Genomic DNA, 19,521 nt, shown 5'->3' on the forward strand with positions numbered 1-19,521 from the left:
ATCTTGAAAGAACGGGCATCATGAAGACAATCTGGACCTTCTATCGCGGCACGTGGCGCGAGGGCGACGTGCGCATTCTCGGCGCCGCCTCGCACGGCACCTGGCTCGGTTCGGTGGTGTTCGACGGCGCGCGGTCCTTCGAGGGCGTGGCCCCCGATCTCGATCTCCATTCCGCCCGGGTCAACGCCTCGGCCCGCGTCCTCGGCCTCGAGCCGACGCTCTCGACCGATGAGATCATCGGCTTCTCTCGCGAAGGGCTGCTTCATTTCGCCCCCGATGCCGCGGTCTATATCCGCCCGATGTATTGGGCCGAGGAGAGCGACGCCGGCGTGGTGCCGCCGCTCGCCGCCTCGACGGATTTCGCGCTCTGCCTCGAGGAAATCCCGATGGTGGAGCCGACCGGCTTCACCATGACGACGACGAGCTTCCGCCGCCCGACCCACGACGTCATGCCGGTCGATGCTAAGGCAGCCTGCCTCTATGCCAACAACGCCCGCATGCTGCGGGAGGCCAAGGCCAAGGGCTTCCAGAACACGCTCGTCACCGACGCGCTCGGCAACGTCGCCGAGACCGCAACGTCGAACATTTTCATGGTACGCGGCGACGAGGTGTTCACGCCGGTCCCGAACGGGACGTTCCTCAACGGCATCACCCGCCAGCGCATCATCAAGCTGTTGCGCGCGGCCGGTCTCACCGTCCACGAGACGGTGCTCACCGTCGACGATTTCCGGGAGGCGGACGAGATCTTCTCGACCGGCAACCTCACCAAGGTTGTGCCGGCGATCCGCTTCGAGGACCGCATGCTGCCGTTCGGCCGCGTCGCCCGCCGCGCCCGCGCGCTCTATTGGGACTGGGCCCATTCCGACCCGCAGAGCGCTCTCGCCTGAGGCGGCCGCGCGAACACCGAACATGCCACGCAAGGAGACGACATCATGGCGACCGTTCCGCTGCTGAGCGACGCGGAGGCCGAGGCCATTCCCGAGGTCAAGGCGGTGTTCGACGACATCCGCGCGACGCGGAAGAGCGACTTCGTCAACAATATCTGGCGCGGCCTCGCCAACGACCCGGCCCTTCTGAAGCGGACCTGGGAACAGGTGAAGGGCATCATGGCGACCGAGGGGGCGCTCGATCCCCTCACCCGCGAGCTCATCTACATCGCCGTCTCGGCGACCAACGGCTGCTCCTATTGCGTCCATTCCCACACCGCGGCGGCGCGGGCGAAGGGGATGACGCCGGCGCAGCACGCCGAGCTGATGGCGATCGTCGGCCTCGCCTCGCAGACCAATTCCCTCGTCACCCAGATGCAGATCCCCGTCGATCCGCAATTCGAGGTGTGAAGACGTTCGCGGCCGCCACGCTTCGCGCGCAGCGGCCGCGATTAGGTCAGAACCGGTAGGTCAGGCCGAGGATCGGCCCCTGCATCCGGACGTCGTATTCGAAGTCGCCGTTCTTGTAGTCGACCGAGAGCGCGCGGTAGCCAGCCCGCAAGGCGAGCTGGTCGTTGACCTGATAATTCAGCGTTCCGATCGCCTGCCAGGTGAACTGGGATCCGACGTCGAAGCCGCCGAGATCGCCCACGAGGGTGATGCTCCACGGACCGCCGAGCCGGGTCACCACGCGACCAGCGATGACGGGATCGACCCAATTCTCGGTCTCGCTGAAGGTGATGCCGTTCGGGAGAACGCCCGGCGTGATGGTCATCCGGTTGTCGAGATACCAGTAGCGCAGGCCGATACCGGCATCGACGTCGATGTGCTGCGACGCATAGAGCCGGTAGAGCACGTCGCCCTGAAGGGTGACGCTGCGCGAGCGCAGCTTGACGTCCGACTGAAAGCGTCCCGGCAGGGTGCCCTCGGGCGAGATCTGCGTGATCATGGCGTCGCCGATCACGCTCCAGTTGCCGAGCCGCATCTCGGCCGCCCCCATCAGACCGCCGTCGAAATCCTTCAGGATGTCGCCGAGGCTCAGATTGACGTCCGTCGCCGGCAGCGGCGGCAGGGTCGAGGTGGTGCCTTCGAGGCCGGCGCCCCAGAGATAGAACGTACCGTAGAAGACGGGCCCGCCGGGCACCTTCGCCGGCCCGGCGGGTGCCGCGGCCGGCGGCGACGTCGGAGCGGGGATGTCGACGAGGTCGGCCGCCCGGGCGGGCCGATCGAGACCGCCGGCGACCGCGAACAGCACAGCCGCGCCGCAGCGGAGGGCGGGCCGCGAACGCCGCGCCCGTCGAGAGGAGCGATGAGTGTCCATCAATCGTCTTCCAGACCCATTTCGTAGAGAACCGCGGCGGGCGTCGCGAGCGGTGCGCTCAGCGTCGCCTTCAGGGCCGCCGCATAGAACAGCGGCGGGGCCATGACCCGGGCGAGCGCGATCACCCGCTCCTGAAGCTCGGTCACCTTCTCCGGATGCGCGGCGGAGAGGTCCGTCGTTTCCGACGGGTCCTTTTCGAGATCGAACAGCTCGATCTTCGGCGGCAGCACGACCTGCCAATAGAGCTTCCAGTTGCCCTGCCGGACCGCGCCCTGGGTCGGCTCGACATTGTAGACGACCTCCTCGCGGCCGCTCCCGGCTGCGGCGAGCGCGGGCCAGGCATCCTTGCCGTCGAGCGGCTTGGAGCGGGCGAGGTCGGCACCGGCAAGCCGCGCAAGCGTCGGCATCATGTCGACGACGTGCATGACGCCATCGGCCTGGCCCGGCGCGATGCGGCCGGGCCAGTTCGCAAGCGCGACCACCCGTACGCCGCCCTCGTAGAGCGATCCCTTGCCGTCCCGATAGGGCGCATTGCTCGCCGGCAGGTCGCCCGCGACGGCCCCTTCCCCGACGAACATCTTGTTGCGCGTGCCGCCATTGTCGGAATGGAACACGATCAAGGTGTCGTCGCGCATGCCGCGGGCTTTGAGTGCCTCGACGACCTTGCCGATCTGGTCGTCCATCGCGGTGATCATCGCCGCATAGGCGCGCCGGGACGGGTCCTCGATGTGGGCATAGAGATCGAGATAGGATTGCGGCGCCTGGAACGGCGTATGGGGCGCGGTGAAGGCGAGGTAGAGGAAGAGCGGCGTCTTCGGATCGTGGTCGCCGATCAGCCGCACCGCCTCGGCGCCGAACAGCTCGGTGTCGTAGCCGTCCTCCTTGAGCAGCGTGTTGTCGCGGTACCAATCGGTCTGGCCGTGCGCCTCGTGCTTGAAATGGTCGATCTCGCCGACAAGCGCGCCATAGAAGCTGTCGAAACCGCGCTGGCGCGGCCAATAGGCTTTGTCGGCATGGCCGAGATGCCACTTGCCGACGAGCGCGGTGCGGTAGCCGACGCTCTTCAGCGCCTGCGGCAGCAGAAACTCGTCGGTGGCGAGACCATAGCTCGCGCCCGACGGGATCACGCCCGTCTGGAGGCCGTAGCGCAGCGGATAGCGCCCGGTCATGAGGGCCGCGCGGGTCGGCGTGCAAAGCGGCTGGGTGTAGAACTGGCCGAGCCGCGCCCCGCCGACCGCGAGGGTATCGAGGTTCGGCGTCTTGATGTCGGACCCGTGGAAGCCCACGTCGGCGAACCCGAGATCGTCGGCGAGGATGTAGAGAATATGAGGCCGCGGGGCATCCGCCGCCCTCGCGCCGGGGGCGAGCAGCGACAGGCCGGCCACAGCGGCGATGAAACCGGCGCCGCCGGCGAGGACGTCGCGGCGGCTCGGACCGCCCGAAGTCTCGGGGGCAGGCTCTTCAGATTGGTTCACGGTAGGCCTCATCAGATGGTCAGGCGGCGGACACACCGGAAGCCGATGTGCCCTGATCCGGTATCGATGGTCTGGGGTTGGCGGGCGGCCGGGCGATAGCGCCGGCAATAGTTCGGGGCACAGAGATGCGAGCCGCCCTTCAGCACCTTGCGCGGCAACGCGAGGCCAGGGCCGCTCGAATCGCGGCTGTCTTCGGCGCTGCCGCCCCGCGGATTACGCGGCATGCAGCAGGCCTTCGCGGCGGGCGCCGGGTGGCGGCCGCGGTACCAATCGTCGGTCCATTCCCAGACATTGCCGATCATGTCGTGGAGGCCGTAGCCGTTCGGCGGGAAGGCGGTGACGGGCGAGGTTCCGGCATAGCCGTCGAGGGCGAGGTTCTCGTGCGGAAACGCGCCCTGCCAGGTGTTGGCGCGATGAGCGCCGCCGGGCACGAGTTCGTCGCCCCAGGCGAACTCGGCCCCGTCGAGCCCGCCGCGGGCCGCGAACTCCCATTCGGCCTCGGTCGGCAGCGCCTTGCCCCGCCAGCGGGCATAAGCCTCGGCGTCCTCGTGGCAGACGTGGACGACCGGGTGGTCGTCGAGACCGGCGAGATCGCTGCCCGGACCGCCTGGATGACGCCAATCGGCCCCGGGAACGAAGCTCCACCAGCGGGTCCAATCGTTCGGGTCGCCCGCCGTAGCCGGGGTACTGAAGACCAGCGAGCCGGCGACTAGCCATGCGGGGTCGGCGTCCGGATAGTCCTCGGCGCTCGGGATGCGCTCGGCGACGGTGACATATCCGGTCGCGGCGACGAAGCGGGCGAAGTCGCGGTTGGTCACGGGCGTGCGGTCGATCCAGAAGCCGTCGACCTCGACCGGATGCGCCGGCGCCTCCTCCGGATAGTGCGCGTCCGAGCCCATCAGGAACCGCCCGCCGGCGATCCACACCATCTCGGGCGCGGTCGGCTGCGGCGACGCCGCAATCTCCTGAGCCGGCGAATGATGCTCGACCACGTCTGTCCGTCCCCGCTTGGCCGCGCCGACGCCCACGGAGGGCAGATGGGCGATCTCGATCTTTGCGGGGCCGAGTCCTCACGGCCGAATCCGCAAGTCCCTGATTAGCGAAGCGGCGAAGGGCTGCTCAATTGCCATTTCGCGCCAGAATTCATCAGGCGCTCGCGTCTCGGAGAACGGCACGGCGGAATGCGAGGGGCGTCCGGCCCTCCCATCGGCGGAAGGCGCGGATGAAATGGGCGGGGTCGCCATAGCCGAGGGCGCGGGCGATGGTGGCGACCTGAAGGCCGGCGTCCCCCAGATAGGCTCGGGCCCGCGCTCGCCGCCACGCATCAAGCTGCACCTCGAACGACGTGCCGAGCCCGGCGAGCCGCCGCTGCAAGGTTCTCGGGGCAACCCCGAGGCTCTGCGCGGTATCGATCAGCGAGAGCGTGCCGCTGAAGGCGGCGCTCTCGAACAACCGGTCGATCACCGCCGGCAATTCGCTGTCGTCGAGCCAGACCGCATTCGGCACCAAGGCCTCGACCGCTTCCGAGAAATCCGGAGCCACGCCGCGGATCAGCCGGTTCGGCCGGTCGAGCCAGGCCACATCGAACGACAGCACGATCCCCTCCCCCGGGCCGAAGGTCACGGGCGCCCCGAGCTTGTCCTCGTAGAGGCGGGCCGGCGCCGAGGCGCGATGGGGCAGCTCGACCCTGAGATCCTGACGCGCCAGCCCGGTGATCGCTTCGAAGGCACCGACCATGAAACCGGTCACACCGTCGTTCAGGACGGCCGCGTGCTCGCGGTCGCTGTCGGAGAAGGTGTGACGCCAGCGCGCGGTTCCGTCGCGTTCATCGACCTCGACGGTGACGCCGCCCTGGAGGTCGGGCATCTGACGGGTGAGGCCGGCGAGGCACTCGCGCAGCGTCCGGCCGGCGAACAGGGCCTGCCCCGCCATTCGGAGGCGAACGGGGTCGGCGGCCGCGGCGAGATCGAGGCCGATGGTCGGATCGCCGCTGCGGTGAGCGAGATGGTGGAGGAGCGTGCAAACCTGGGCCCGCGCCACGACGGCCTCGCGTCCGAACATCTCTCCGTCCGACAGCCCGGCGCGCGCGAGGAGCGGCGTCAACGCGACACCGCGGTCCTCCGCGACGCCGGGGACCATATGCAAGAGCGACAGGCGGACCGGGTGGCGATCCCACATGAAGAGGCGAACTCCGACGTCCCTCGGCGGGACGACGATCCGCCCCGCCGAGGATAATCAGAGCCCTCCCTCGCAAGCGCAAACGGCAATTTGATGAGAAAGGGTGGTGCCGGCCGCAGCGCGCGTCAGCGCACGCGCGCCTTGCCGGCGAAGACGTAGCCGATGCCGCGGACGGAGAGCAGCGGAAGCTGCTCCCCCGTCTCGCGCTCCACCTTGCGGCGCAGACGGAAGACGATGAGGTCGAGCCCGCGGGCGTCGTCGATCGTGGTTCCCGGTTCGCGGTTCGCCAAAAGGTCGGTGCGCGAGACCGGCGTTCCCGGGCGTTCGATCAAGGGAGCGAGCACATGATAGTCCGTGCGGGACAGGGTGACCGAGCCACCCCCCGGAGCGGTGAGGCGCCATAAAGAGCGCTCGAACCGCCACTCCTCGGCACTCGTCTCAGGCTCGGCACCGTCCGCGCGCAAGCGGCGGTGCAGGTTGCGAATCACCAGCACGAGCTCTTCGGGGTCGGCGGGCTTGGTGATGTAGTGGTCGACGCCGATGGAGAGGCTGTGGACCCGGTCCTCCCTCGCCGTGCGTCCGGTGAGCACGACGATGCCGAGCGTCCGCCGCTCGCGCACGGCGAGCGCCGCCGAGAAGCCGTCGAGGCCGGGCAGATTGAGATCGAGCACCACGACATCGGGGGCGAAGGCATCGAGCTCCGCGCCGAGGTCGAGGGCATCGCCCAGCGCCCGGACATCGAATCCCGAGCCGGAAAGGAACGCGCCGAGCCCCTCGCGCAAATCCAAATCGTCTTCGATCAACAACACGCGGACGGACATTTCCCGGTCGCCCCCGCCCGTCTCAACCGGCCAGCGCCGCCGGCCGCGCGGCAGACGCCGCCACGTCCGGCGCCGCTACGACACCCGGCGCTGACCACGGAAAGACCATGGTGAAGGTGCTGCCGCGGCCGATTTCGCTGTCGAGCTGCAAGGCTCCGCCGTGTACGGAGACGATTCTTTTCACGATGCTGAGCCCGATTCCCGTTCCGCCCTGAGTTCTGTCATGTCCCGAGCGGTAGAAACGCTCGAAGATTGCGGTGCGTTCCGCCTCGGGGATGCCCGGACCTTCATCCCGCACCGCGACCGCGATGCCCTCGGCACGCTCTGCGATCTCGACCGCCACGGGCCGCTCCGAATATTTGAGGGCGTTGCCGACGAGATTGCCGACCGCGGTCCTGAGGAGCCCCGGATCGGCCTTCATGAGACCTGTCGCCGACCCCGTCACCGCGATGTCGCGCCCGCTCTGCTGGGCCATCTCGCGGCAGACGTCGCCGACGAGCTCGGTAACGTCGACCGCCTCGCGGCGCGGGCGGAACGTGCTTTTGTCGAGGACCTCTTCGGCGAGGAACGCATCGACGAGATAAGCGAGACGCGCCGCCGTGCGCACGATGCGCTCCGCCTCGCGCCGGGCCGCCTCGTCGAGCGGCGCGAGCCGGCGCTGCACCACCGCCGCAGCCGCGCGAATGGCGCCGAGGGGGGTGCGGAACTCGTGGCTCACCATGGTCAGGAAGTGGCGCTGCTCGCTCATGGCGACGCGCAGCGCGGCCTCCGCCGCGCGCCGGGCTTCCACCTCGGTCTGCAACTCCCGGGTGCGCTCGGTCACCGCTTGGGTCAGGACCTGCTCGTTGTGTTGGGACGCCTCGAGAAGTTGCGCCTGCAGATTGCGACGCTCCCGCAATCCGGCGCGGAGCGACGTCGCGAGGCCGACGAAGATCGCGACCATCGTGAGCGTGCTGACGACCTGATAGCCGCGCTCGCCGCCGGTGCTCAAGGGCAGCACGCCGAGCACCATCAGCATGAACCAGATGCCGCTCAGGCTGTAGGCACCGAAGCCGACGAGATACCACCACGCCGCCGGCTCGCCGCGCCGGACCTTGGCGATCGCCAGGATCGGAATGAGGACGCAGACCGCGATCAGATTGACACTCTGAAAGGGCGCAATCACGCGATAGAGGCCCGCCGCCGCGTAGATCGTGAACACGGAGGAGAGCAGCGCGGACGCTTGCAGGAACCAAGCCGCGACCCGAGCCCGCCCGTCCGCGCAGAAGATGGAGCGGACCAACATCGCCGCCGTCAAGATCGTGAGGCACCCGACGACCGTCTGCATCCGCAAGATGAAGGCCGGCTCCAGCGGTGACAGCAGCAAGGTCATGAAGCCGGAATTGCCGGCGATCACCCAGGCGGCGAACCCCAGATAGATGCCGTACCAGACGAACCCACGCACCCGGAGCCAGAGCCCGAAGATGAGCGAACCGGCCGCCGTCATGAAGGCGGCCCCGACGATGAACGACGTACGCAGGACGTCGAAGGTCAAATGTCCCATGAACGGCGACAAGCGCCAGAAATAGGGCGCGGCCGTCAGCGGCCGACTGCCGGTAAGGCGGACATAAACGGCCTGATCACGCCCCTCTTCCAGATCGGTGCGGACGACGAAGAGATGAGAGGCAAAATCGCGCTGCGGGATCGGCACGAGTGCGCCGGTCTTCTGCAGGGCTAGTTCGTCGCGACCGGTCTTGCTGAGACGCGGCGCGTAGATCTCGATGGAGTCTGTATAAGGAGATACCAGTTGAAGCAGCCACGCGCCTCCCGCGCCCGCCTCCGGGCGCACCGCGAGCCGTAGCCACCAGGCCCCCTGCGAGTAACCTCCGTTGAAAGGGCCCGCGACCGGCTGAAATTGATCCACGGCGGCGATCACGGCGGGAAGCGACATCGTTCCGGTCGGATCGAAGAGTGCCGCCATATGTCCAGACGCGGCCACCACCTGGTCCCGATCGTGCAGCGGCAATGGGTCTGCCGCGAGCTGACCGATGGCCATCAGGCTTACGAAAAGGGCGGAGACGAACACCGCGAGGCTGGGACGAAGCCGCGCACAGACTTCCACACGTCGCGCCATGCGACGACGGCAGGACAATCGCGCACCCGGCGCAGTTTCGCTCACAGGCCCCCCGGACTTTGTCGTTATGTCCGATCATAGGAGCAATGTGCTCCCACCCGTGCACTTTTCCCGCCTGTGCCCCTCTGTCAACAGTCTTTGCGGATTGAACCTGCACCAGAAGTCTTAAAGGCCAACGACGAGCTCCGCTCTGCCGTCGCCTCATCCCCTCCTCAACACCCAACATTCTAGCTATACACTTGTATGAAATTTTTTGAAAGTTTTCCTTGGCGAGCCTATCTGGAGCATCTCGACTCACTTTTACTATTACACCTAAGGTGAAAGATTACGAAAGAAACAATAACGATGCTTTTTTAAATTGACTCATCTCGTATTCCTCCTAAACGTCACGACTTGCGAACTGCTCTCACCGCCGCCGCAGGGTTCCGAACGCGCCTCTCAAAGGTGCGTGACCGGCGCGGCGACGCGGCAGATCGGGGGTCCCCCACAAGGGGACAGGCTATGGCGAGGGGAATGCGATGCGTTCGGCTTTTGGTCGCGAATCGAAGCGTCTTTTCACGAGCGTGGCGCTCGTCGTCGGCTTTGCCGGACCGGGCTTCGCCCAGTCGCTGCCGACCGGAGGCTCCGTCGCAGCCGGTGCGGCCACCATCGCGACGCCCTCGGGCACAAGCCTCGTCGTCACCCAGACCTCGCGCAACGCCGTCATCAATTGGCGGTCGTTCTCCGTAGGTCAGGGCAACGCCGTCGCCTTCCAAAACGGCTCCGGTGCGACGCTGAACCGCGTCACCGGCAACGTCCCCTCCCGTCTCGACGGCACGATCACCGCGACCGGCTCGCTCTTCCTCGTCAATCCGGCGGGTATAACCATCGGCACGACGGGCCGCATCGCCACCGGCGGCTCGTTCCTCGCCTCCACCTTCGACGTGCTCGATGCCGACTTCATGAAGGGCGGTGACCTCACCTTCAAAGGCGCCTCCACCGCGAGCGTGGTGAACTACGGCGAGATAGGTTCGCTGGGCGGCGACGTCGCCCTCATCGCCCGCAAGGTCGAGAATGCCGGTACCATCACCGCTCCGAACGGCACCGCGGCGCTCGCCGCCGGTTACGAGGTGCTCGTCCGTGACGGCGACCTCGATGGCGGCAAGTTCGTGGTCAAGGTCGGCGGCGCCGACACCGAGGCGAAGACGAGCGGCAAGATCCGCGCCGCGGCGGCGGAACTGCGCGCCAACGGCGGCAACGTCTATGCGCTGGCCGGCAACACCGACGGCGTCATCGCCGCAACCGGCACCGCCAAGAAAGGCGGCCGCATCTTCCTCACCGCCGGGGATAGCGGCACCGTCGAGGTGAGCCAAAAGGTCGTGGCGCGGGCGGCCGCCTCCGGCGGCAAGGCGAAGGGCGGCGCCATCCGCGTCTCGGGCAAGACGGTCGCCGTCTCGGGCACGCTCGACGCCAAGGGCGACGGCGATTCCGGCGGCTCGATCGTGGTGAGCGGCAACGCCATCACGCTCGGCTCGACCTCCCGCCTCGACGCCTCGGGCACCATCGGCGGCACGGTGCTCGTCGGCGGCGACTTCCAGGGCGGCAAGAATGCCGCCACGAACTATCTGACCGAGACGGTGGCGACGGCGAAGACGGTCGACGTCGCGTCGGGCGCGACGATCGCGGCGGACGGCAGCGTCGGCGCAGGCGGCAAGGTCGTCGTCTGGTCGGACGAGCACACGACGTTCCAGGGCGCGATCAGCGCGACGGGCGCGACGGTGGGCGGCCACGCCGAGGTGTCCGGCAAGGCCGTGCTCGATTATCGCGGCACCGCGGACCTGCGCTCGGCCACCGGCCGCTTCGGTACCCTGCTGCTCGATCCCTACAATGTGACGATCTCGACCGGCGCCGATACGGGGATGACCGGTTTCACCGCCAGCGCCGACGACAGCGTGCTCAACGTCAACACATTGCAGAGCGCGCTCGCCGGCGCCAATGTGACGGTCACGACCGGGTCGGGCGGCACTCAGGCCGGAAACATCACGGTCGCGGCCCCGATCACATGGTCGAGCGGCTCGACGCTGACGCTGTCGGCCTACGGCAGCATTTTCGTCAATGCCAACGTCACCGGGGGATCAACCTCCTCTCTCGTGCTGCGCGCGGACAACGCGGGTACCGGCACTGGGACGGTCACCATCGGCAGCGGCATCAAGGCGACCGCCTCCGGCGGCGTTTCGATCTTCTACAACCCGTCGAGCTACACGGCGCCGACGAGCTATGCCACTAACGCCGGAACGAGCACGACCATCACCGCCTACATGCTGGTGAACAACGTCAATCAACTCCAGGCGATCAACACCAACCTCGCCGGCACCTACGCCCTCGGCAAAGACATCGACGCTAGCGCCACGGCGAGCTGGAACAGCGGCGCCGGATTTGTGCCACTGGGCGGAGTCGCTACGAGCTTCACAGGCACCTTCGACGGCTTGAACAAGGTCATCACGGGCCTGACGATAAACGTGGCGAGCAGTTCTTATATTTACGTTGGCTTATTCGGGAGAATCGGTAGCGGCGCAACGGTCCGGAACGTCGGCCTGATAGGCGGAACCATCAGCGCAACTGCCACCGGAGCAACTACGATCATCGGCGCTCTCGTAGGATATAATTATTTAGGAAAAATAACGGGATCCTATGCAACGAGCGTCGTTAATGGAACTTCTATAAGGACATCAAATCCACTGGATCCCATTCCATACCAAGGTGGCGAGGCTTACGTTGGGGGGCTCGTCGGATATAATGCAGGCACTCTAAATACATCATATTCAAACGGCAATGTCTCTGGCACGGGATATATAGTATATGCTGGCGGCTTGGTCGGCACCAATTCGTTAGGTGCAATAGCGCAAGTCTACGCTAGCGGCGCGGTAACGGCGACAGCCACAGGCGGTGGCGGATCTTATGCAGGAGGTCTGGTCGGCAATAACGGTTCCGGGGCAACGATCTCGAAGGCATACGCCTTGGGAGGTGTTTCAGCCAGCGGCAATATCGTAGTTGCCGGCGGTCTCGTCGGATACAATTATAACTCCATATCGACCACATACGCGACGGGTCGAGTTTCGGGCTCTGGCTCGTCCGTGTATCTCGGAGGACTTGTCGGTTACCACTACGTTGGGACGATCACCTCCGCCTTTTGGGACAAGGACACAACCGGGCAAGCGAACGGGCTCGGCTCCGGCTCGTCGAGCGGGGTTACGGGTCTGTCGACGTCCCAGGCACGCACACAGGGCGCGTACACCGGCTGGAACTTCACGACCGACTGGTACCAAGCGGGCGATATGCGCCCTGTCGGCCGCTGGGAGGCAGCGCGGGCCGACGCGAGTGGCGTCGTCACCATAACGAACATCCGTCAGCTCGCCCTAGTCGGCGCCAATCTGGCGGGCTCGTATATCCTGGGTTCCGACATCGACGCGACTGAAACCGTCGGCACGGATGCCGCCGGCATCTGGGGCACCGCAGGGTTCGTGCCAATCGGTGGATCATCGGGCAGCACTCGGTTCACGGGCACGTTCGATGGGGAAAGCCACAAGATTAAAGGCCTCACGATCAACGTGACGAACGCGACCCCCGGCTATTACGGCCTGTTCGGCTATACAGACATGGGAGGCACCATCAAGAATCTCCAACTGGACGGGGGAAGCGTCACGATTTCCGGCTCGAACGGCAGCCTCTACGTCGGCATGCTTGCTGGATATACGTATGGTACCGTCACGGGTGTCTCAGCATCCGGGGCCGTGAACGTCTCGAATACGGACAGCAACGAGACTTTTGGCGGCGGCTTGATCGGTCAAAGCTATGGTGCCGTCATCAATTCCACGGCGACGGGCAACGTCACGGTGTCGGCGGACTCGGACGCCTATGGCGGCGGTCTGGTCGGCTCGGCGTTGGGTGACCTGACCGGAGTCCATGCGTCCGGGACCATCAGTGTGAGCTCGGGTGGACAGGGGTTCGCGGGCGGGCTTGCCGGCCTGACGACCGGCACGGTCTCCACGGCCTACGCAAGCGGTGCCGTCTCGGCAGAAGGGACGACCGCCGCGTTCGCCGGCGGTCTGATCGGGTACGCCGCCGGCGGCTCCGTCAACACCGTCTATGCAACAGGCGCGATTCAAGCGAACGCGACGTACATCACCAAGGCGGGCGGTCTCGTTGGTGAAGCAGACGGCGCAAATATCACCACCGCTTATGCAACCGGCGCCACCAGTGCCACGAGCCGCAGCGACAACGCCTTCAGCGGCGGCCTAGTGGGCTACCAAGGCAATGGTTCGATATCCACCGCCTATGCGACCGGCGCGGCGACGGCATCCGGCGTCAACAGCTACGCAGGCGGTTTGGCCGGCTACAGCTCCGGCTCGGTGTCCGAGACTTACGCGACAGGCGCCGTCACGGCGACCGCCACGAACCAAGCCAAAGCAGGCGGCCTCATTGGCTTCATGTCGGGCACACTGAGCGGGTCCTTCTTCGACCTTGACACGACCCACCAGACCAACGGCGTCGGAACGAACCCAAATGCGACGGGTGTCACGGGACTGACGACCAGCGTGTTCCAGAATACGAATGAGTTCGCCAGTCTTGCTTTTCGCAACGACTGGGCTCTCGGCGGCAAATGGGCGCCCTCGAGCGCCGGCTATTATCCGGAGCTCTTCGCCCTCACGCCGGTCGTCTGGGTCAATCAAGTGAACTCGAGCTCGACCTACGGCAGCTCCTCGGCCACCATCACCTCGAGCAGCGGCGTCGGCGGCACGGGAACCTATGCCTTCGGTCCGACCGGGGACAGCCTGACGCTGCCAGGCGGCACGGTGGCGGTCGATCCGACAACGAGCGCCGGGACGCATTCCTCGCCGATCGTCGCGCAGAACACCACGGCGACGAGCCAGGACGGCGTCTCCTATCGCCTCTTCTACTACAGTGCTTATAACGGCAATACATTGATCGTCGCGCCGGCCACCCTGACGGTGACCGCGACCGGCACCCAGACCTACGGCTCGACGACGCCCACCTACGGCTTCACGGCGACCGGCTGGCAGAACGGCCAGACCGACTCCAACCTGACCGGGCTCGCCTATTCGACGAGTGCCTCCGCCGCCTCGAACGTCGGTGGCACCTACACGGCGAGCGCGACCGGCGGCACGCTGACCGGCGCCGCCTCGGGCAACTACACGATCGTCTACCAGTCAGGCACCTTCACCATCACCCCGGCCTCGCTCACGGTGACGGCGACGGGCACCCAGACCTACGGCTCGACGAGCCCGACTTACGGCTTCACGGCATCGGGCTGGCTGAACGGCCAGAGCGACGCCAACCTCACCGGTCTCGTCTATTCCACGAGCGCCTCCGCCGCCTCGAACGTCGGCGGCACCTACACCGCGAGCGCCACCGGCGGCTTGCTGACGGGGCTCGCAAACGGCAACTACACGCTCAACTTCGTCTCCGGCGCCTTCACCGTCACGCCGGCGACGCTGGAAATCGGCGTTCGCGGCGGCCAGACCTACGGCTCGACGAGCCCGACCTTCATCATCTCGACGACCGGCTGGCAGAACGGGCAATCGGACGCCAACCTGACCGGGCTCGTCTATTCCACGAACGCCACCGCGACGTCGAATGTCGGCAACGGCTACACCTCGACCGTGAGCGGCGGCGCTCTGACCGGCGCAGCGGCGGGCAATTATGTCCTCAGCTATCTCGACGGGCCCTTCAAGGTGACCCCGGCGACCCTGACGGTGACCGCCACCGGGACCCAGACCTACGGTTCGACGAGCCCGACCTACGCCTTCACCGCGAGCGGCTGGCAGAACGGTCAGAGCGACGCCAATCTGACCAACGTCGCCTATATGACGACGGCCGACGCCGCCGCGAATGCCGGCGGGAGCTATACGGCGAGCGCCACGAGCGGCACGCTGACCGGCCCCGCCGCCGGCAACTACACGCTCGTCTTCCAATCCGGGGCCTTCAACGTGACGCCGGCAACGCTCACGGTCACGGCGACGGGCACCCAGACCTACGGTTCGACGAGCCCGACCTACGGCTTCACCGCGAGCGGCTGGCAGAACGGCCAGAGCGACGCCAACCTCACCAACCTCGCGTTCTCGACCACCGCCAGCGCGGTCTCGAACGCCGGCGGCACCTATAATGCGAGCGCGTCCGGCGGCACTCTGACCGGACAAGCCGCGGGCAATTATACGATCGCCTACCAATCCGGCGCCTTCAGCGTCACCCCGGCGACCCTCACGGTGACCGCGACGGGCACACAGACCTACGGGTCCACGAGCCCGACCTATGCCTTCACGGCGACCGGTTGGAAGAACGGCCAGACCGACGCCAACCTCACCGGCCTCGCTTATTCCACGAGCGCGACCGCAACGTCGAACGCCGGCGGAAGCTATAGTGCGGGCGCGACCGGCGGCACGCTGACCGGCGCGGCGGCCGGCAACTACACGATCGCCTATCAATCCGGCGCCTTCGCCGTGACCCCGGCCACCCTCACCGTGGCGGTCACGGGCACCCAGACCTATGGCTCGACGAGCCCGACCTATGCCTTCACGGCGACCGGCTGGCAGAACGGTCAGACCGACGGCTACCTCGTCGGTCTCGTCTATTCCTCGACGGCCGATGCCACGTCCAATGCCGGCGGGGCCTACACCGCCAGCGCCACCGGAGGCCAACTGACCGGGCCTGCCGACGGCAACTACACCCTCGACTTCGTTTCGGGCGCCTTCACCGTGACGCCGGCGCAGCTCTACGTCCGCTTCCGCGGATCCCAGACCTACGGCTCCACGACCCCGAGCTATATGTTCGACATATTCGGCTGGCAGAACGGCCAGACCGATGCGAACCTGACGGGCCTCGTCTTCTCCACGAACGCGACGGCGGCCTCCAATGTCGGCACCAACTACACCGCGAGCGCGAGCGGTGGCACGCTGACCGGTCCTGCGGCCGGAAACTATTCCATCAGCTATACGAGCCGCGGATTCCGGGTCGACCCGGCGTCCCTCATTGTGACCGCGACCGGCACCCAGACCTACGGGTCCACGAGCCCGACCTACGCCTTCACCGCAACCGGCTGGCAGAACGGACAGAGCGACGCCAATCTCACGGGGCTCACCTATTCCACGACCGCGAATGCAACCTCGAATGTCGGCGGCACCTATAGTGCGAGCGCCGCAGGTGGCACGCTCGAAGGTGCCGCGTCCGGCAACTATATGATCTCCTTCCAGTCGGGTGCTTTCACCGTGACCCCAGCGAGGTTGACGGTGGCGGCGAACGATGCGTCGAAGATCTATGACGGGCAGGCATTCTCAGGCGGCAACGGCGTCACCTATACCGGCTTCGTCAACAATGAGGATGCCTCCGCCCTGGGCGGGACGCTTGGTTACGGCGGGACGGCGCAAGGCGCGGTCAACGCCGGGACCTATGCCATCACCGCGTCCGGGCTGACCTCAGGCAACTACGCGATCACCTACGAAGCTGGCAGCCTGATCGTCGGCCAGCGGGCGATCACGGTCGCGGCGAATGCGAAGGCGATGACCTACGGCGACGGCGTGCCGGGGCTGACCTGGAGCGTCACGAGCGGCAACCTCGTCAACGGCGACACGCTCGCCGGCTCGTTGGCGACGACCGCCTCCTCGACCGCCAACGTCGGCACCTATGCGATCAGTCGGGGGACGCTCGACAACGCGAACTACGCGATCGCCTACCAGGCAGGCGCGGTCACCGTCGCCCAGCGGACGATCACCGTCGCAGCGGACGCGAAGGCGATGACCTACGGCGACGGCGTGCCGGGGCTGACGTGGAGCGTCACGAGTGGCAACCTCGTCAACGGCGACACGCTCTCCGGCGCGCTCGCGACCGCGGCCTCGCCGACCGCGAATGTCGGCACCTATGCCGTCACCCAGGGCACACTCGCGGCCTCCGCCAACTACGCGCTCACCTATGTCGACGGTGTGCTGAATGTGACGCCGCGAGCGATCACGGTGGCGGGGAACGATGCGGCGATGGTCGCGGGGACGGCGGTGCCGGCGCTCGGTTGGTCGGTGATCCATGGTTCGCTCGTCGACGGCGACGCGCTCTCCGGCGCGCTCGCCACAGCGGCGACGGCCGGGTCGCCCGCCGGTGTCTACGCCATCCTCCAGGGTACGCTCGGCGCCTCGGCGAACTATGCGCTGACCTACGTTCCGGGCGCACTCACGGTGACGGCCGCGCCCGTGCCACCGAACACGGCGGGCGTTCCGCCGGTCGCGGTCGCGGCCGCGCTCGCGGCGACGCCGAACCGCTTCGTCGAGACCTCGGCCTCCAACGCCACCGTCGTGTTCACCACGAGCACGACGTCGCCCCTCACGGTGACCGGCGGCGAGAGCGGCGGCACGGCGACCCAGGCGTCGGGTGGTTCAGCCAGCGGCGGCACGACGGAGGCGAGCGGCTCCGGCTGCACCGGCGGGGCGACGTCGAGTGCCGCCTGCACGGCGACGCCGCATCCCGAGAACCGCCGCGTCGGCCGCTTCCTCACCTTCTCCGCCGCCACCCCGCGGCCGTCGCCGACTGGCAACGGTGCTGCGACGGTGCAATGATCCCGGCCGGCGGCGACCGAACGGACGCCGCCGGCCTCCACCTTGCGATAGGCGGCGCTCGTCGTCGCCGAGACGCCGCCGCGATCCGATCCCGTTTCGTCCCGTCCGACCGAGAGTTCCGCCCCGATGCCCGCTCGCCGCTCCGTTCTCCCGGCCCGCCTCTCGCCTGCCCTGCTCGGCCTGACGCTCGCAGCCGCCCTCGCGGGGGTGCCGCAGGCCGCCTTCGCCCAGGCCCGCGGCGTCGTCGAGCGCAACCTGCCCCCATCGTCGGAACCACCGGCGGCCTCGCGCAAGGCACCGCCCCCGCCACGCCGGCCGAGGACACCGCGCCCCTCGGCACCGACCTCATCGGCATCCGCCTCATCGGGCCCGACGTCGCCGTCACCGCCAAGCCTCGGTCGGGCCTATCCTTCACCGGCATCGAGGGCGTCCCCGCCGCCCGCCTCGACGCCGCCCTGAAGCCCTTCCTCGGCAAGCCGCTCTCCCGCAAGCTCGTCGCCGATATCCAGGCCGCCATCGCCAAGACCTATCGCGGCGCCGGACGCCCCTTCGTCTCCGTCACCGCCCCGCCCCAGGAGGTCACCTCCGGCGTCCTCCAACTGCGCGTCGTCCCCTTCAAGGCCGGCTCCGTCAAAGTCGACGATCCGGCCAACGCCGCCGCAACCGATGCCGCCCTCGCCGCCTCCGTCCGCGCCCCGCAAGGCCAGATCATCGAGGGAACCCAAGTCTCCGAGGACCTCGACTGGATCAACCGCTATCCCTACCGCCAGCTCAACGGCGTCTTCGAACCCGGCTCGACCCCCGGCTCCAGCGACCTCACCCTCGAGGTCTCCCGCGCCAAGCCCTGGCAGGCCTATGCCGGATGGGCCAACACCGGCACCAAGGAGACCGACCTCAACCGCTACTTCGTCGGCTTCGGCGCCGGCATCGAGGCCCTCCACGACCTCACCCTCTCCTACCAGCTCACCGGCAGCGGCAACCTTCTCTCCAACCCCGCCTCCATCAACCTCTCCGGCACCGACTGGCCCTCCTATGTCAGCCAGGCCGGGCGCATCGCGCTGCCCACCTTCGCCCGCCAGTCGATCGAGGTCGCCCCGAGCTTCGTCGCCACCAGCCAGGACGCCGCCGGCGACCTCCTCACCTTCCAGAACACCACCTTCGAACTGCCGATCCTCTACCGCTCCGCCCTCTCCAACCTCTCCTCCTCCCTCGCCGGCTGGGGCGAGATCTATGGCGGGGTGACGCCGCGCTGGCTGTCGCGCAAGACCTGGTATCAGGGCACCGACATCGCCGAGGGATCGGCCGGCGTGTTCGACCTCGTCGCCGGCTGGGCCGGATCGTGGGATCATGCCGAGGGCGGCTCCACCGCCCTCGACGTCCGCCTCCTCGTCAATCCCGGCGGCCTCGTCCCCGGCAACAATGACGCCACCTGGGAGACCTTCTCGAACGGCCGGGTGACGAGCGCGGAATATGCCTATCTCTATGCGACGCTGACCCAGGTCACCCCGCTCGTCACCCTGCCCGGCCTGTCGGGGGCGACGTTCCTCAAGGGCTTCTCCTGGAACACGAGCCTCACCGGCCAGATCGCCGGCCAGGCGCTGCCGGACACCGAGCAGCTCGCCATCGGCGGCTATTACGGCACCCGCGGCTACACGCTCGACGACGGCAGCGTCGACGCCGGCTTGGTGCTGCGCGACGAACTGCGGCTGCCGACCTTCCCGCTCCTCGGCGCCCTCGGGCTCAAGGCGCCCGGCATCGGCGCCCTCGACGATGTCGTCTCGCCCTACGCCTTCCTCGATGTCGGCTACGGCTACAACTACAACCTCAACGCCCTGCAGAGCCTCGAGCAGAACGCCAACACCACCTTGGTCGGCCTCGGCGCCGGCATCGACTACACCCTCGCCCACAACGTCCAAGCCGGGGCGCTGGCCGGCGTCGCCCTCACCAACGGACCCGAAACAGACCGCGGGACGGTTACGGTCCAGGGGCGCTTCAGCATCGCGTTCTGAACGGTTGAGCATCATCGCCAAGGACGGGGTATGCTCGGCGTCGGCGCCGATGTCCGACGCGCGAGTGACCTGCGGCGAGGA

At 67.5% G+C, this 19,521-nt stretch carries 10 protein-coding genes; 4 read left to right on the plus strand and 6 right to left on the minus strand.

Annotated elements, in window-relative coordinates:
* The first annotated feature begins 20 nt into the window (after nt 1–20).
* Together F0357_RS22950 and F0357_RS22955 are read left to right on the plus strand one after the other, a co-directional pair.
* A complete protein-coding gene (locus tag F0357_RS22950) occupies nt 21–887 on the plus strand; it encodes a branched-chain amino acid aminotransferase (RefSeq protein WP_153490791.1) in 867 nt (288 codons plus the stop codon).
* 45 nt (nt 888–932) lie between these two features.
* Nucleotides 933–1,337, plus strand: a complete 405-nt coding sequence (locus tag F0357_RS22955; protein ID WP_153490794.1) for a carboxymuconolactone decarboxylase family protein — start codon at nt 933–935, stop codon at nt 1,335–1,337.
* 46 nt (nt 1,338–1,383) lie between these two features.
* Here F0357_RS22955 and F0357_RS22960 read toward each other — a convergent pair whose 3' ends face one another.
* From F0357_RS22960 to F0357_RS22985, 6 genes are all read right to left on the minus strand, one after another.
* Complete coding sequence (locus tag F0357_RS22960) at nt 1,384–2,247, minus strand: porin family protein (RefSeq protein ID WP_208948558.1); 864 nt, start codon at nt 2,245–2,247, stop codon at nt 1,384–1,386.
* Complete coding sequence (locus F0357_RS22965; RefSeq protein WP_312861792.1) at nt 2,247–3,722, minus strand: arylsulfatase B; 1,476 nt, start codon at nt 3,720–3,722, stop codon at nt 2,247–2,249. Before F0357_RS22965 ends, F0357_RS22960 begins: the two co-directional genes overlap by 1 nt.
* Nucleotides 3,723–3,733: 11 nt before the next feature.
* Nucleotides 3,734–4,651 carry a formylglycine-generating enzyme family protein gene (locus F0357_RS22970; protein WP_153491587.1) on the minus strand — a complete coding sequence of 306 codons (918 nt, stop codon included), beginning with the start codon at nt 4,649–4,651 and terminating at the stop codon, nt 3,734–3,736.
* A gap of 217 nt (nt 4,652–4,868) precedes the next feature.
* A complete protein-coding gene (locus F0357_RS22975) occupies nt 4,869–5,900 on the minus strand; it encodes an AraC family transcriptional regulator (RefSeq protein WP_153490806.1) in 1,032 nt (343 codons plus the stop codon).
* Nucleotides 5,901–6,025: 125 nt separating this feature from the next.
* Complete coding sequence (locus F0357_RS22980; protein ID WP_208948559.1) at nt 6,026–6,709, minus strand: response regulator transcription factor; 684 nt, start codon at nt 6,707–6,709, stop codon at nt 6,026–6,028.
* Nucleotides 6,710–6,743: 34 nt separating this feature from the next.
* Nucleotides 6,744–8,834 carry a sensor histidine kinase gene (locus F0357_RS22985; RefSeq protein WP_153490810.1) on the minus strand — a complete coding sequence of 697 codons (2,091 nt, stop codon included), beginning with the start codon at nt 8,832–8,834 and terminating at the stop codon, nt 6,744–6,746.
* A gap of 518 nt (nt 8,835–9,352) precedes the next feature.
* On the opposite strand from F0357_RS22985, the gene F0357_RS22990 reads away from it, so the two are divergent.
* Entirely contained in the window at nt 9,353–17,431 is an 8,079-nt protein-coding gene (locus tag F0357_RS22990) for an MBG domain-containing protein (RefSeq protein WP_153490814.1), read from the plus strand.
* Complete coding sequence (locus F0357_RS22995; protein WP_153490817.1) at nt 17,428–19,440, plus strand: ShlB/FhaC/HecB family hemolysin secretion/activation protein; 2,013 nt, start codon at nt 17,428–17,430, stop codon at nt 19,438–19,440. Before F0357_RS22990 ends, F0357_RS22995 begins: the two co-directional genes overlap by 4 nt.
* Nucleotides 19,441–19,521 lie beyond the last annotated feature (81 nt).

This window comes from Segnochrobactrum spirostomi (genome assembly GCF_009600605.1).
GTDB classification, from domain to species: domain Bacteria; phylum Pseudomonadota; class Alphaproteobacteria; order Rhizobiales; family Segnochrobactraceae; genus Segnochrobactrum; species Segnochrobactrum spirostomi.